Genomic DNA, 14153 nt, shown 5'->3' on the forward strand with positions numbered 1-14153 from the left:
CCCCCGGCCATGGATGGCCGATCCCCCGGCCATGGATGGCCGATGGCGGCGGGCCCACGGAGCAGGACCGGAGCGAGGGCATGCCGAGCCTAGGCGAGGCACCGAACGACAGGGGCAGAAGCGCTTTGGTTACTTTCCGCCGGGCCGCGCAGGCTTTTCGAAAGTGACTCGCTGTAAAAGCGAAACCGCCAACCGCCCTTACCGAAAAAACGGATATGTACCCGATCAAAAACCCAGCGATTGTTACGTTTTCTGTAAGGCTGAATCAAACCCAGGCCCCTTTATCGATCGCGGGCAAAGACTAGAATTCAGACATCAGAACCCACACGGAGCACAGAAAAATGAAAACCCTGATCAGCCTGTTTCTGACCGTTGTCGCCACCTCGGCCATGGCCGCCGGCAGCGAACCCGCCGCTACCTCGTACAACCCGGCACAACCGCTGGACATCGCCGAAGTGGTTTCAGTGTCGAACACCGCGACCGCCTGCGGGGTTGTGCCGGCGGCCATGGAGTATGTCGATCATCAAGGCCAGACCCATCGCGTGACGTACGAAGTCATGGGTGACTGCACCAGCAACCTGTAATCACTGGAACATTGCACGACTCACACGATCATTCGTTTCGCCTGCAAGGCCAGATCATGCAGGCCGGCCAGGCGCACCATGATGCGTTCGACCACCTCGACCCTGGCAACCGCACCGCTTTGCAGTTCGCCCATCGAGTGCAGAGCCACTCCGGCCTTTTCCAGGCCGAGACGTGTAGAACCAGACAACTGCTGAAGACCTTGGCGTGCCTGTTCAGCGGACTGTTCCAGCCCCGTAGCGATTTGCCGGATCTGCGCACTGGAGTCCGCGGCCTGACGCGAGAGATTGCGCACCTCATCGGCCACCACCGCAAACCCTCGGCCATGGCTGCCCGCCCTCGCCGCCTCAATGGCTGCGTTCAACGCCAACAGGTTGGTCTGACGGGAAATGTCCTGGATGCTGCCGACAATCGCGCCGATGCGCATCGACTGAGTGCCGAGCTCGTCGAACACTTGATCCAGACGCTGCATGTAGAGGTTCAGATCTTCCAGCACACTGGCCGAAGACTGCATGCTCAGCGCACTCGCCTTCACCCGTTCACCTGCCGTGCGCGCCAGTTGATTGGCAAAGCGCATGTCTTCCTCAGTTTGCAGCACGGACTCGGTCAACTGCTCCAGCTTGACCTGCAAGCCGATTTTGTAAGTGGGTTGTTCTTTTTCAAGGTTCATAGCAGCGTCCATGTGTAGCTGAGGATCAAGCGGTTCTCGTCGATATCACTGCGGTAGTTGGAGCGAGCCATCGCGTTGCGCAGGCGGATCCCGAGGCCTTTGAGGCTGCCGCTCTGCAGCACATAGCCGAGATCGAGATCACGCTCGCGGTCCTTGCCCTCGAACCCTTTGCCGGTATCGACATTGTTGCCGGTGATGTAGCGCACGGTGCTGGTCAGCCCCGGCACGCCGAGGGCGGCGAAATCGTAGTCGTAACGCGCCTGCCAGGAGCGCTCATCGGTGAAGGCGAACTCGTAGGTCGGCACCTCGTTACCCAGTGGGCTGATGTTGGCAAACACCCGAGGGAAGGCACTGTCGCCGAACATGCCCTGATAGCCGACATAGAACGTGTGGCCGCCACGCTTGGCCGACAGCAAGGAGAAGAACGCCTGGTTGTCGATGTTGCCCAGCAGCTTCTTGCCATCTTCGCGCGAATCGTAATAACCAAGGTTGGCGCCCAGGATCCAGTTGCCGAGTGGCTCGCTGTGCTTGAAGCCGAGAAAACGCTGGTTGTAGATATCTTCCAGTTGCCCGAACCAGGCGCTGACCGAGCTGCGTTTATCGTTGAAAGCGTAATCGGCGCCGGCAAAGTTGAAGCCATCGCTGCTGACCTGACGCTGCGGTACATGACCGAGCATGGCTTGCATCTTTTCGTCGCCAGCCTCGTTGCGCAGGCTGGTCGAACTCAAGTGGCCACCCTGCACAGTCAGGCCATTGATCTCGTTCGAACTGATGCTCGCGCCCTGATAGCTGGGCGGCAGCAAACGGATATCGCTGAAGGCCAGCACCGGCAGGTTGGGTTGCAGTTCGCCCACCTTCAGTTCGGTTTTGGAGACACGCACCTTCAACGCGCCTTCCAGACGGCTGTAATCATTCGCCGCGCGCCCGTCACCCTGCACCGGCAGCAAACCGGTATTGACCCGGTCCGGGCTGCTGTCGAGTTTGAGGCCGAGCAGGCCAATGACATCCACACCAAAACCAACGGGGCCCTGGGTATAACCGGATTTGACGTTGAGGATGAAGCCCTGCGCCCACTCTTCGGCCTTCGACTGTTTGTTGGCCCCGACGATATCGGAGAAGTCCCGGCTGAAATAGTAATTGCGCGCTTGCAAGGTCGCCGTGGTGTCTTCGATGAAGCCACTCTCGGCCGCCATCGCACCGGCGGAGAAACTCGAGACGACAGCCATGGACAACACTGAACCGGTTGGAAGAATTTGTTTCATCGTTTTTTCTCTTATTTTTATTGATCGACAGATTGAAGTGCTTCAGCCGCAGCGGACTCGCGGCGGGGAACGGGACGACGGGCGTTTAACAACAAATGGGTGACCATGCCGAAAATCAGCCCCCAAAAAGCGGCGGACAAACCCAACAACGACATACCCGACGCGGTGGTCAGAAAGGTCATCAACGCGGCTTCGCGATCATTCGGCACAGCCATTGCGCCGGCCAACGCCCCGGCAATCGCAGCAAACAGCGCCAGCCCGGCCAAGGCTGCGATCAGTTCTTTGGGGAACGCCGAAAACAGTGAAACCAGGGTGGCGCCGAAGATCCCCAGCACCAGGTAACACAGCCCACCCACAACCCCGGCCACATAGCGTTTGCCGGGATTTTCATGGGCCTCGCGCCCGGTACAAATCGCCGCGGTGATGGCTGCCAGATTCAGCCCATGGCAACCGAACGGCGCCAACAGCGCCGTGCCCAACGCACTGCTGGCGATGATCGGGCCGGCCGGTGTTGCGTAACCGCTGGCGCGCAACACCGCCATGCCGGGAACGAACTGGCCGGTCAGCGCCACCATCACCAGCGGCAAGGCGATGTTCAGGGTCGCGCTCAGGCTGAACGCGGGCGTGATCCACACCGGCGTGGCCAACCCGATCACCAACGCTTCGCTGTGCAAATCACCGGCGAGAAAAGCCATCGAGCAACCCACCAGCAGCACCATCAACACCGCATACCGCGGCATCACCCGCTTGCAGATCAGGTACGTGGCAAACATCGCCAGCACCAGCAACGGCTTGCCCTGCAACGAGACGAACAACCCGGTGCCGAAGCTGAACAAAATTCCCGCCAGCATCGCTGCCGCAATCGCCGCCGGCAGTTTGCTGATGATCCGGTCAAACGCCCCCGACACCCCGACCAGAAAGATAATCAGGCTGCTGACCAGATAGGCGCCTACCGCTTCCGGCATGGAGATCCCCGGCAACAGTGCCACCAGCAACGCCGAACCCGGCGCCGACCACGCGATGATCACCGGGACGCGGTAACGCAGGCTCAGACCGATGCCGAGCACGGCGCTGCCAATGGAAATCGCCCAGATCCAGGAAGACAGCACCTCTCGCGAGAGGTGCGCGGTTTCGGCAGCCTGAAAGATGATCACCAACGGGCCTGCGTAGGAAATCACCGTGGCGATAAATCCGGCGACTGCCGCAGACAGGGAAAAATCCCGGACGAACGTTTTCATGAAGCTTCGCCAACAGACCCGTCGAGCGAACCATGGCGCAGGCCCGACAGCGCTTGTTTAGCACTGCGCCGACTGCTGATGGCGAACACGGTCATGGCAATCGCGGCCACCGCACCGGGCAAGGCAAAGGCCATGAAGTTCAGTTGCAGCGGCAGGCTGATCCCGAGCAACGCACCGCCCAGCAGCGGTCCGACAATGGCACCGTTGCGCCCGATACCCGACGCCCAGCCCAAACCGGTGGAGCGAATGGTCATGGAGTAGAACTGCGCAGCGCAGGCGTACAACAGAATCTGCGAGCCGATAGTGGTGGCGCCAGCAATGGCGATCAGCAGGTACAACAACGGCATCGGGCTGTTGAAACCCAGCAAGGTGATCGACACCGCAGCCACGGCGAAGAACACCGCCAATACCCGCGGCAAGTTGAGTTTGTCTCCCAGCACACCGCCGCCGACCGCGCCGAAAATGGCACCGAAGTTGAGCACCAGCAGGAACGACAGACTCGAGCCCAGGCTGTAACCGGCGTTGGCCATCAGTTTCGGCAGCCAGGAACTCAAGGCGTAGACCATCAGCAAACAGCAGAAAAACGCCAGCCACAACATCAGCGTGCGCAGCGCACGACCTTCGCGAAACAATTGTAACACCGGGGTGCCAGTGCCCTTCACTTCGCTCATGTGCAGCTGATCGCCGGTTTGCGCGACGTAAGCCGGGTCAATCCGCTGCAGGATGTTGCGCGCCTCTTCATTGCGCCCCTGACGCAGCATGAAGCCCACCGACTCGGGCAGGAAGCACATGATCAGCGGCAACAACATCAACGGCAGCACCGCCACGTAAAACACCGATTGCCAGCCAAAACTCGGAATCAGCACGATACCGAGCCCTGCCGAGAGCATGCCGCCCACCGAGTAGCCGCTGAACATGATCGCCACCAGCGTGCTGCGGATTTTCTTCGGCGCGTACTCGTTCATCAGCGCCACGACGTTGGGCATCACCCCGCCAATGCCGAGCCCGGCAATGAACCGGCACAGGCCAAACTCGGTGGGGTTGCGGGCAAAACCATTGAGCACGGTAAAACCGCTGAACAGCATCACGCAGATCGTGATGGCTTTTTTGCGGCCGATCCTGTCCGACAGCGGGCCGAAGAACAGCGCGCCGAACATCATCCCGAACAGTGCATAACTGCCCAGCGCGCCCGCTTGCAGGGGACTGAGCCCCCACTCTTTCATCAGCATCGGCAGCACTACGCCGTAGATCACTAAATCGTAACCGTCGAAAATGATGATCAGGGCACACCAGAACAGCACCATCCAGTGGAAGCGGTTGAATCGTGCGTTGTCGATAACCGCATGTACGTCGATCTTGCGCATGGCATTTATCTCTTGTTGTTATTTTTTAAGAGCGTCGGCAACACGGCTAACGTCCGTACAGCCGAGGGTAGAGGCGCCAGGCACGGGGCAATATCCGCTTTGCGCAGATCGCTATCCGTTTTGTGCAAGGCCCTGAACCGGGCGCGGGATGAGGAGTGTTGCGGGGATGGCAGGCCGCAAATCCGGCAGGTCAGACCCTCTCCGATAAACTGTCTTCTTTGCGATCGCATTTGAACGCTAAGCTTGGGCTTATGGATGACTCAGATTATTTACGCCTGCTGACCATCGCGGCCGAGCAAGCCAACGCGTTCCTGTCCAATGCCCGCAAATGGGAGCGTGAGCGTTGGGTCTGTCAGCGCCTGCTGCAAGGCCTGAACATTCCCTATCGCGCCGACGAATTCGCCCCGGCCGGGGAGCCGCCGGACGTGCTGTTTCGTGACGCCAGTTTCGAAGTGTTTTTCGTGCTCGATGAAGGCCGACGCCTCAACGACGAATGGCGCGATGAACTGCAGCGCCGACGCAGCGCGTTTTCCCTGAGTTCGCTGGTGCGCCGCGAGGCCAAGCCCCGGCGCATTCCGGCCAATGAATTCTTGCTGAGACTGGCGCCGACCTTGCGCAAAAAAGCGCACAACTACAAAGAACGCGGCATGGACCTGGGCGAACTGGACATCATCGCCTTCGCCAGCCTCAAGCGCGAAGTGCTGGACCTCAATAGCCATTTCCCGCCGCCGACCGAATACCTGCGCCAGGGCTGGCGCTCGTTGTCGCTGGTCGGCCCGACTTTCGCCCGTGTGCTGTTCGCGCACCCGGATGCGCCGGATTTCCTGCGCAGCAACCTGGGTCGCAGCATTGTTTTCGACGTCGGGATCAGCCTGTGAGTCCATTGCAGGAACTGATTGCCGAAGTGCCGCAAACGGGTCGCGTTCGCTGGATCGGCGTGCGGCCGCAGTCACGTTCTCAGATGATCGAACTCGATGCCGTGGAGGCGCGGCTTGAAGCCGGTTTGACCGGTGATCACACGCGTCCCGGCGTACGCAATGCGCGGCAGGTCACGCTGATTCAATGGGAGCATCTGGCGGTGATCAATTCGCTGATGGGCCGGCCGGCGGATCAGCCGGTGTCAGCGCAGGATTTGCGACGCAACATCGTCGTCAGCGGCATCAATCTCTTCAGTCTCAAGGGGCGGCGCTTCAGGATTGGCCAGGCGATTTTCGAAACCACCGGCTGGTGCCAACCCTGCGCTCGCCTTGAGAACAACCTCGGCCCCGGGACCTTTCAGGCCGTTCGCGGACATGGCGGAATCACCGCACGGGTGTTACAAAGTGGAATCATTCGCCTGGACGACACAGTGAGCGTCGAGCCCATTCCGGCCAGCGGCTATGCTCCGTTCAATGCGGGCTAACATGTTGCACAGCAGCCTGCTTGTAGCTTCTACACATTTAGCAACGTCTACCCCTGACGAGGCCCAATATGACCAGCCGCCTGAACCCAGACGACCAAAAGCATGTCGAAGAGTACCTGCAACTGTCCCAGCACCAAGTCGAGCGCCGGCCTTTCCGGCCGTGGATGCTCCTGGTGGTGGTGTTGGCAGTGACCATTGGTTTAGGCCTGTTGAGCCGACTTATCAGTTACCTGACGCTATGAGCTGCATCGCGCTCGCTCGGGTAATTGCACCGATTTCTTTTAGCCTTGCGAGATATCCCTATGACTCATCGTATTGTCATCGTTGGCGGCGGCGCCGGCGGTCTGGAGTTGGCTACCCGTCTGGGTAAGACTCTGGGCAAGCGCGGCACGGCCAGTGTGATGCTGGTCGACGCGAACCTGACCCACATCTGGAAACCGCTGTTGCACGAAGTGGCGGCAGGTTCCCTGAACTCTTCCGAAGACGAACTCAACTATGTTGCCCAGGCGAAATGGAACCACTTCGAGTTCCAGCTGGGGCGCATGAGCGGGCTTGATCGCGCACAGAAAAAAATCCAGCTGGCCGCCACCTACGACGAAGCCGGCGTGGAGCTGGTCCCGGCCCGTGAACTGGGTTACGACTCGCTGGTGATCTCAGTCGGCAGCACCACTAACGATTTCGGCACGCAGGGCGCGGCGCAACACTGCCTGTTCCTCGACACCCGCAAACAGGCCGAGCGCTTCCACCAGCAATTGCTCAACCACTACCTGCGCGCCCATGCCGGGCAGACCGACAAGGTCGAGCAGATCAGCGTCGCCATCGTCGGTGCCGGCGCTACCGGGGTCGAACTGGCCGCCGAATTGCACAACGCCGCGCATGAATTGGCCGCCTATGGTCTTGACCGGATCAAACCGGAAAACATGCACATCACGCTGATCGAAGCCGGGCCACGGGTGCTGCCAGCCCTGCCGGAACGTATCGGCGGGCCTGTGCATAAAACCCTGGAGAAACTCGGGGTCAACGTCATGACCAATGCCGCCGTCAGTGAAGTGACGGCCGACAGCCTGATTACCGCCGATGGCAAAGTCATCAACGCCAGCCTGAAAGTCTGGGCGGCCGGGATTCGTGCACCGGGTTTCCTCAAGGACATCGATGGCCTGGAGACCAACCGGATCAATCAGCTGCAAGTGCTGCCGACCCTGCAAACCACCCGCGACGAGAACATCTTCGCCTTCGGTGACTGCGCGGCCTGCCCGCAGCCGGGCACCGATCGCAATGTGCCGCCGCGCGCCCAGGCTGCGCATCAACAGGCTTCGTTGCTGGCCAAATCACTGAAGTTGCGGATCGAAGGCAAACCTCTGCCGGCGTACAAATACACCGACTACGGCTCGCTGATCTCGCTGTCGCGTTTTTCGGCTGTGGGTAACTTGATGGGCAACCTCACCGGCAGCGTGATGTTGGAAGGCTGGCTGGCGCGGATGTTTTACGTGTCGCTGTACCGCATGCACCAGATGGCGCTGTATGGCGCGTTTCGCACGGCGATGTTGATGTTGGGCAGCAAGATCGGGCGCGGGACTGAGCCGCGACTCAAACTGCACTGATACACATCCACTGTGGGAGCGAGCTTGCTCGCGAAGAGGGCGTGTCAGTCGACGTAAATGTTGCCTGACCCACCGCTTTCGCGAGCAAGCCCGCTCCCACATTTGTTATTCATTGCCTTGTAGATGTGTGTCTCACTGTATCTCCCCTGCCGTTTCATCCTCTTCGCTTACAAACTCCCCCCTTGCGCGACACAGTAGCGATACACCACGCCCGCTAAATGGCCACACCCGAGCAAGGCACCCCGCCCGCTACGGTTATCGCCGCACTGACGTGGCGTCCTTTATCGAACGGTTGTGTCGTGCAACCCAGGAGTATTGAAATGTCCCGTACCACCAAAAACACTATCGGTTTGCTCGGCGCTGTTCTGGCCGGTGGCATGATGTTGTCCGGCGCTGTGTTCGCCTCGCAACCTCTGACTCAGGGTTACCTGCTGGCCTCGGCCGAACAGGTCGTGAAGACGCCTGAAGGTAAATGTGGCGAAGGCAAGTGTGGCGATGCGTCGATGGCAAAAACCGACACGGATGGCGACGGCAAGGTCTCCCGTGCGGAATTCCTGAAAGTCGCGCCGAAGTCCAATTTCGACAAGATCGACACCAACCATGACGGCTTCATCGACGAGCAAGAGGCTTTCGACAACGTGAAGGCCAACTACGAAGCCAATGGCAAGAAAATGCCAAAAGGCCTGTTCGAGCACTTGAAAGACCAAGACGGCGCCTAAACTTCCTAGAACCAAGCCGCGCTTTTCCATCGAGAAGCGCGGCTTTTTTGCGTCTGGAACATTTAAAGCTGGAAGCGCCGCACCATGCCCTGCAAGGCATTAGCCAATTGAGATAGCTCATGGCTGGACGCGCTGGTCTGATCCGCCCCGGCGGCAGATCGCACCGAAAGGTCGCGAATATTCACCAGATTGCGATCCACTTCCCTTGCCACCTGCGCCTGTTCTTCGGCAGCGCTGGCGATCACCAGGTTGCGCTCGTGGATCTGATGCACCGACGCGGTGATGGTCTGCAATGCTTCGCCAGCACGCTCGGCCAAGGCCAATGTGCTGGCCGCACGGGTTGAACTGGCGTGCATGGAATCCAGCGCCTGAGTTGAGCCGTTGCGCATGCCCTGAACCATTTGCTCGATTTCCTGAGTCGATTGCTGCGTGCGATAAGCCAAAGCGCGAACTTCGTCGGCAACCACCGCGAAACCTCGACCGCTTTCCCCGGCGCGCGCCGCTTCAATGGCAGCGTTGAGGGCCAGCAAGTTGGTTTGTTCGGCAATCGCACGAATCACATCCAGAACCTTGCCGATGTCCTGAGACTGGTTGGCCAGGGACTGCACCAATCCGCCTGTGATCTGTACATCACTGGCCAGGGCGCCGATGGCCGTGACTGTTTCGCTGACCCGCTCCTGGCCGGCGTGCGCGGACTCACTGGATTGGCGCGTGGCGTCGGAGGTCGACACCGCGTTGCGAGCGACTTCCTCCACGGCGGTGGTCATTTCAGTGACAGCCGTCGCCGCTTGTTCGATCTCGTTGTTCTGCTGTTGCAGGTTCTGCGTGCTGTCGAGCGTGACCGCATTCAACTCGTCAGCCGCTGTCGCCAATTGCGCCGCCGAGCCGCTGATACCTTGCAAGGTTTCACGCAGATTGTGCTGCATGGTCGCCAACGCCTTGAGCAAGCGACTCACTTCATCGTTGCCATGGGTTTCGATGGGACGCGTCAGGTCGCCTCGTGCCACGTTTTCCGCGGCATCCAGCGCTTCGCTCAACGGTTTGATGATACTGCGGGTCAGCAGCATGGCGAGGCCGACGGTGGCCAACGCCGCCAACGCGATGAACAGGCTGACGATCATTCGCGACGTTTCGTAATGCGCTGCAGATTTCTGGCTCTCGGCGGCGACTTGTTTGGCGAACAGATCCGCCAGGTCAGTGAGCTGTTTGCCGGAACCATCGACCACGGTTTTCATGTCGATCAGCAGCAGTTTGGTCAATTCGTCATGACGCCCCTGTTCGGCCAGGGAAAAAGATTGGGCAATACCGGCACGATAAGCCGCGAAGGTGGTTTTGAACTGGTCATACAAGGCCTTGCCTTCTGCGGTGTTGACCAACTTGTCATACGCCGCAATTTTTTCGCTCAACTCTTTATCGCGGGTGTCCATCTGGCCACGGTAGACCGGAATGTTCTTCGGGTCCTGATCCAGGGCCATGCGCAGGGAAATAGTGCGGATGCGCAGCATGATTTCGCGGATCTCGTCACCACCGCGAATGCTCGGCAGCCATTGTTTCTCCACCGCGACCTCGCTGTCGCGAATGCTCGACATCTGCCCCAGGGCAAAAATCCCGAGCAACGCGACCAATACGGCAATCAGGGCAAACCCCAAGGCTGCTCGAGGAGCGATATTTAACTGACGAAGCACCATAACGAACGCCCTTTTCTTGTAGTGGCTTGGGTAAGGGGCGTTGTTTCGGCAGTACCCCGTCGCCTCGTTATCGGCAAGTTGTACGATGACTGAAGTGTTATTTCTCGAAGACAAAAAATCGAAGACAAAAAAAATCCCCGTATCTTTCGATACGAGGATTTTTAATATGGTCGGGGTAAGGGGATTCGAACTCCTGACATCCTGCTCCCAAAGCAGGCGCGCTACCGGACTGCGCTATACCCCGGTAATAAAAAGGCGACCTTTAAAAAGTCGCCTTCTTCGATCAGTGCTTTTGGCCTCTGATCTTAAGATCCGATCCCAGCGTGAACTGGTTTCAAAAATGGTGGGTCGTGTGGGATTCGAACCTACGACCAATTGGTTAAAAGCCAACTGCTCTACCAACTGAGCTAACGACCCAAAAATGGTCGGGGTAAGGGGATTCGAACTCCTGACATCCTGCTCCCAAAGCAGGCGCGCTACCGGACTGCGCTATACCCCGGCTTGAAATTGGCTCCGTGACCAGGACTCGAACCTGGGACCCAATGATTAACAGTCATTTGCTCTACCGACTGAGCTATCACGGAACTACATATTTCAATTTACAACGGTGAAGCTTTACTGCGTTCTCTTCGACCCGTTCGCATCGCTGCGTTCGTGTGTCTGAGGCGCGCTATTCTACAATCTTAAGCACCTCTGTCAACCCCCTAAATTGCTTTCAAGTTAATGATTTGCAACTTATTTCAGATTCCGGCTTGGGGAGCTGGAACCCTTCAGGGCGACTTACTGCGGGGCGCACTTTACAAGCCTTTTCCTTTCAGTTCAACAGCCTGGCGAAAAAAAGGCCTCGCAATGCGAGGCCTCTTCAATTTTGCTGCCGCCGTGAATCAGACGAAGACGATTTCGTCGTTCTCCACGACACCCTTGGCGGTATCGCCCGGCATGAAACGACCAGACAGAATCAGCTGCGCCAGCGGGTTCTCGATCCAGCGCTGGATTGCTCGTTTGAGCGGCCGTGCGCCGTAAACCGGGTCGTAACCCACCGCGATCAGCTTATCCATGGCCTCAGGGCTGAGATCAAGCTTCAACTCGCGCTCGGTCAGGCGACTGCGCAGACGACCCAACTGGATCTCGGTAATGCCCGCGATCTGATCCCGAGCCAACGGCTCGAAGATCACCACTTCATCGACCCGGTTGATGAACTCCGGCCGGAAGTGCGTGGAAATCGCATCCATCACTGCCGCACGCTGCGCCTCACGATCACCGACCAATTCCTGGATCTGCACCGAGCCCAGGTTGGATGTCATGACAATCACGGTATTTTTGAAATCCACCGTGCGGCCATGACTGTCGGTCAGTCGGCCATCTTCCAGCACTTGCAGCAAGATGTTGAAGACGTCCGGGTGGGCCTTCTCGACCTCGTCCAGGAGGATCACCGAATAAGGCTTGCGACGCACCGCCTCGGTCAGGTAACCGCCCTCTTCATAGCCTACATAGCCTGGTGGCGCACCAATCAGACGAGCCACGGAATGTTTCTCCATGAACTCGGACATGTCGATCCGCACCATCGCCTCTTCCGTATCAAAGAGGAACTCGGCCAGCGCCTTGCACAGCTCAGTTTTACCGACACCGGTCGGGCCGAGGAACATGAACGAACCACTCGGGCGATTCGGGTCGGACAACCCGGCCCGCGAACGCCGTACCGCGTTGGAGACCGCGACCACGGCTTCGTCCTGGCCGATCACACGTTGGTGCAACAGGCTTTCCATCTTCATCAGCTTGTCGCGCTCGCCCTCGAGCATTTTCGACACCGGAATACCGGTCCACTTCGAAACGACTTCAGCAATCTCTTCTTCGGTCACCTTGCTGCGCAGCAACTGGTTTTCAGTTTTGCCGTGCTGGTCGACCATTTGCAGGCTGCGCTCCAGGTCCGGGATGATCCCGTATTGCAACTCGGCCATGCGGTTCAAGTCGCCTTTTCGGCGCGCGGCTTCCAGTTCCTGACGGGACTGTTCGATTTTCTGCTGGATCTGCGCAGAGCCCTGTACTTCGGCTTTTTCCGCGTTCCAGATTTCCTCCAGGTCCGAGTACTCACGTTCGAGGCGGACGATTTCTTCCTGGAGTTTTTCCAGACGTTTTATCGCGGCTTCGTCGCTTTCTTTCTTCAGCGCCTGGGATTCCACCTTCAGCTGAATCAGACGACGCTCCAGACGATCGAGCACTTCCGGCTTGGAGTCGATCTCCATGCGGATGCGGCTGGCCGCTTCGTCGATCAGGTCGATGGCTTTGTCCGGCAGCTGACGATCAGTGATGTAGCGATGACTGAGCTTGGCCGCAGCGATGATCGCGCCGTCGGTGATCGCCACCTTGTGGTGAACCTCGTAACGCTCTTTCAGGCCACGCAGAATCGCGATGGTGTCTTCTTCGCTCGGCTCGTCCACCAGCACTTTCTGGAAGCGTCGTTCGAGGGCTGCGTCCTTCTCTATATATTGGCGGTACTCGTTGAGCGTGGTCGCGCCGACGCAGTGCAGCTCACCGCGCGCCAATGCCGGTTTGAGCATGTTGCCCGCATCCATCGAGCCTTCGCCTTTACCGGCGCCAACCATGGTGTGCAGTTCGTCGATGAACAGAATGATCTGCCCTTCCTGCTTCGACAGTTCGTTGAGCAGGGACTTGAGGCGTTCTTCGAACTCGCCACGGTACTTGGCACCGGCAATCAGCGACCCCATGTCCAGGGACAGCAGGCGTTTGCCTTTCAGTCCATCCGGGACTTCGCCGTTGATGATGCGCTGGGCCAGGCCTTCAGCGATGGCGGTTTTACCCACGCCAGGCTCACCGATCAGCACCGGGTTGTTTTTGGTGCGGCGTTGCAGGACCTGAATGGTCCGGCGAATTTCGTCGTCACGGCCGATCACCGGATCGAGCTTGCCTTCTTCGGCACGCTTGGTCAGGTCGACGGTGTATTTATCCAGCGCCTGACGCGACTCTTCGTGGTTGGCGTCATTAACGGCCTCACCACCACGCAGGTTGTTGATCGCGTTTTCCAGGGCTTTCTTGCTGACGCCCTGGCCGAGCAACAATTTGCCGAGCTTGCTGTTCTCGTCCATGGCGGCGAGCAACACCAGTTCGCTGGAGATGAACTGGTCGCCCTTCTGCTGGGCCAGACGATCGGCCTGATTGAGCAGGCGCGCCAAATCCTGCGCCATGTTCACGTCGCCGGTCGGGTTCTGGATTTTTGGCAGCTGGTCGAGCTCTTTGGTCAGCTCTTTACGCAGGCTGTTGACGTCGAAGCCAACCTGCATCAACAGGGGTTTGATCGAACCACCCTGCTGTTCAAGCATGGCTTGCATCAAATGCGCCGGTTCAATGCCCGGATGATCGAGGCCGACGGCCAGGGATTGGGCGTCGGACAAGGCTAACTGCAACTTGCTGGTTAAACGGTCGATACGCATGGGTCACCTTCCTTTTGAGCAGGCCGGACCTATAAAACATCCTGAATGAAGAAACCTGCCAGATACCGTTATAGATGCGGTCGATTCTGGGAGTTTCAAGCGTCGTGACGTTGATGCAGGTCAGCTAAGTCTAGCGTTCGTGCCCTGTCTCACGAATACGTTCCTCTTTTGACGAGTG

The 14153-nt window shown here is 58.8% G+C and carries 12 protein-coding genes and 4 tRNA genes; 6 read left to right on the forward strand and 10 right to left on the reverse strand.

What is annotated here, in order from left to right:
* Window positions 1–341 precede the first annotated feature (341 nt).
* Window positions 342–584: a DUF2790 domain-containing protein gene (locus tag ASC74_RS17615; protein ID WP_046048818.1), complete on the forward strand. Its 243-nt coding sequence runs from the start codon at window positions 342–344 to the stop codon at window positions 582–584.
* 20 nt (window positions 585–604) lie between these two features.
* Here the strand turns inward: ASC74_RS17615 and ASC74_RS17620 are convergent, their stop codons facing one another.
* Genes ASC74_RS17620 through ASC74_RS17635 form a run of 4 tightly spaced genes read right to left on the reverse strand, consistent with a single transcriptional unit; the run spans window position 605 to window position 5116 of the window.
* Complete coding sequence (locus tag ASC74_RS17620) at window positions 605–1264, reverse strand: methyl-accepting chemotaxis protein (protein WP_442965795.1); 660 nt, start codon at window positions 1262–1264, stop codon at window positions 605–607.
* Entirely contained in the window at window positions 1249–2514 is a 1266-nt protein-coding gene (locus ASC74_RS17625) for an OprD family porin (RefSeq protein ID WP_056742790.1), read from the reverse strand. The genes ASC74_RS17620 and ASC74_RS17625 overlap by 16 nt, the downstream gene beginning before the upstream one ends.
* Before the next feature lie 17 nt (window positions 2515–2531).
* The gene (locus tag ASC74_RS17630) at window positions 2532–3752 is read right to left on the reverse strand and encodes a benzoate/H(+) symporter BenE family transporter (RefSeq protein ID WP_056742792.1); all 1221 of its coding nucleotides are present in this window, start codon (window positions 3750–3752) and stop codon (window positions 2532–2534) included.
* Window positions 3749–5116, reverse strand: a complete 1368-nt coding sequence (locus ASC74_RS17635; RefSeq protein ID WP_056742794.1) for an aromatic acid/H+ symport family MFS transporter — start codon at window positions 5114–5116, stop codon at window positions 3749–3751. The genes ASC74_RS17630 and ASC74_RS17635 overlap by 4 nt, the downstream gene beginning before the upstream one ends.
* A 251-nt stretch (window positions 5117–5367) precedes the next feature.
* Here ASC74_RS17635 and ASC74_RS17640 point away from each other — a divergent pair, with 251 nt between their 5' ends.
* From ASC74_RS17640 to ASC74_RS17660, 5 genes are all read left to right on the forward strand, one after another.
* The gene (locus tag ASC74_RS17640) at window positions 5368–5994 is read left to right on the forward strand and encodes a DUF1780 domain-containing protein (protein ID WP_008154887.1); all 627 of its coding nucleotides are present in this window, start codon (window positions 5368–5370) and stop codon (window positions 5992–5994) included.
* Window positions 5991–6518 (forward strand): MOSC domain-containing protein, encoded by a 528-nt coding sequence (locus tag ASC74_RS17645; RefSeq protein WP_046048813.1) that lies wholly within the window; start codon window positions 5991–5993, stop codon window positions 6516–6518. The genes ASC74_RS17640 and ASC74_RS17645 overlap by 4 nt, the downstream gene beginning before the upstream one ends.
* Window positions 6519–6586: 68 nt before the next feature.
* On the forward strand, window positions 6587–6760 hold the full coding sequence (locus ASC74_RS17650; RefSeq protein WP_008154890.1) for a DUF3094 domain-containing protein: 174 nt from the start codon (window positions 6587–6589) through the stop codon (window positions 6758–6760).
* 60 nt (window positions 6761–6820) lie between these two features.
* On the forward strand, window positions 6821–8119 hold the full coding sequence (locus ASC74_RS17655) for an NAD(P)/FAD-dependent oxidoreductase (protein WP_046048812.1): 1299 nt from the start codon (window positions 6821–6823) through the stop codon (window positions 8117–8119).
* Between the two features lie 320 nt (window positions 8120–8439).
* Window positions 8440–8838: an HvfA family oxazolone/thioamide-modified RiPP metallophore gene (locus tag ASC74_RS17660; RefSeq protein ID WP_046048811.1), complete on the forward strand. Its 399-nt coding sequence runs from the start codon at window positions 8440–8442 to the stop codon at window positions 8836–8838.
* A gap of 62 nt (window positions 8839–8900) precedes the next feature.
* Here ASC74_RS17660 and ASC74_RS17665 read toward each other — a convergent pair whose 3' ends face one another.
* The 6 genes from ASC74_RS17665 to clpB form a co-directional block, all read right to left on the reverse strand.
* Window positions 8901–10526: a methyl-accepting chemotaxis protein gene (locus tag ASC74_RS17665; protein ID WP_056742795.1), complete on the reverse strand. Its 1626-nt coding sequence runs from the start codon at window positions 10524–10526 to the stop codon at window positions 8901–8903.
* Between the two features lie 167 nt (window positions 10527–10693).
* Window positions 10694–10770, reverse strand: a tRNA-Pro gene (locus ASC74_RS17670).
* Window positions 10771–10867: 97 nt separating this feature from the next.
* Window positions 10868–10943, reverse strand: a tRNA-Lys gene (locus ASC74_RS17675).
* A 5-nt stretch (window positions 10944–10948) separates the two neighbouring features.
* Window positions 10949–11025, reverse strand: a tRNA-Pro gene (locus ASC74_RS17680).
* Between the two features lie 9 nt (window positions 11026–11034).
* Window positions 11035–11110: transfer RNA gene (locus ASC74_RS17685), tRNA-Asn, on the reverse strand.
* A 300-nt stretch (window positions 11111–11410) separates the two neighbouring features.
* On the reverse strand, window positions 11411–13975 hold the full coding sequence (gene clpB, locus ASC74_RS17690; protein WP_056742797.1) for an ATP-dependent chaperone ClpB: 2565 nt from the start codon (window positions 13973–13975) through the stop codon (window positions 11411–11413).
* Window positions 13976–14153: the final 178 nt, after the last annotated feature.

This window comes from Pseudomonas sp. Root329 (assembly GCF_001424925.1).
Classification (GTDB): domain Bacteria; phylum Pseudomonadota; class Gammaproteobacteria; order Pseudomonadales; family Pseudomonadaceae; genus Aquipseudomonas; species Aquipseudomonas arabinosi.

Coding starts and splice junctions, on each gene's coding strand:
- ASC74_RS17650 (WP_008154890.1), top strand. CDS start 6,587: ATGACCAGCCGCCTGAACCCAGACGACCAAAAGCATGTCGAAGAGTAC.
- ASC74_RS17620 (WP_442965795.1), bottom strand. CDS start 1,264: ATGGACGCTGCTATGAACCTTGAAAAAGAACAACCCACTTACAAAATC.
- ASC74_RS17625 (WP_056742790.1), bottom strand. CDS start 2,514: ATGAAACAAATTCTTCCAACCGGTTCAGTGTTGTCCATGGCTGTCGTC.
- ASC74_RS17615 (WP_046048818.1), top strand. CDS start 342: ATGAAAACCCTGATCAGCCTGTTTCTGACCGTTGTCGCCACCTCGGCC.
- ASC74_RS17635 (WP_056742794.1), bottom strand. CDS start 5,116: ATGCGCAAGATCGACGTACATGCGGTTATCGACAACGCACGATTCAAC.
- ASC74_RS17665 (WP_056742795.1), bottom strand. CDS start 10,526: ATGGTGCTTCGTCAGTTAAATATCGCTCCTCGAGCAGCCTTGGGGTTT.
- ASC74_RS17640 (WP_008154887.1), top strand. CDS start 5,368: ATGGATGACTCAGATTATTTACGCCTGCTGACCATCGCGGCCGAGCAA.
- ASC74_RS17655 (WP_046048812.1), top strand. CDS start 6,821: ATGACTCATCGTATTGTCATCGTTGGCGGCGGCGCCGGCGGTCTGGAG.
- ASC74_RS17630 (WP_056742792.1), bottom strand. CDS start 3,752: ATGAAAACGTTCGTCCGGGATTTTTCCCTGTCTGCGGCAGTCGCCGGA.
- clpB (WP_056742797.1), bottom strand. CDS start 13,975: ATGCGTATCGACCGTTTAACCAGCAAGTTGCAGTTAGCCTTGTCCGAC.
- ASC74_RS17660 (WP_046048811.1), top strand. CDS start 8,440: ATGTCCCGTACCACCAAAAACACTATCGGTTTGCTCGGCGCTGTTCTG.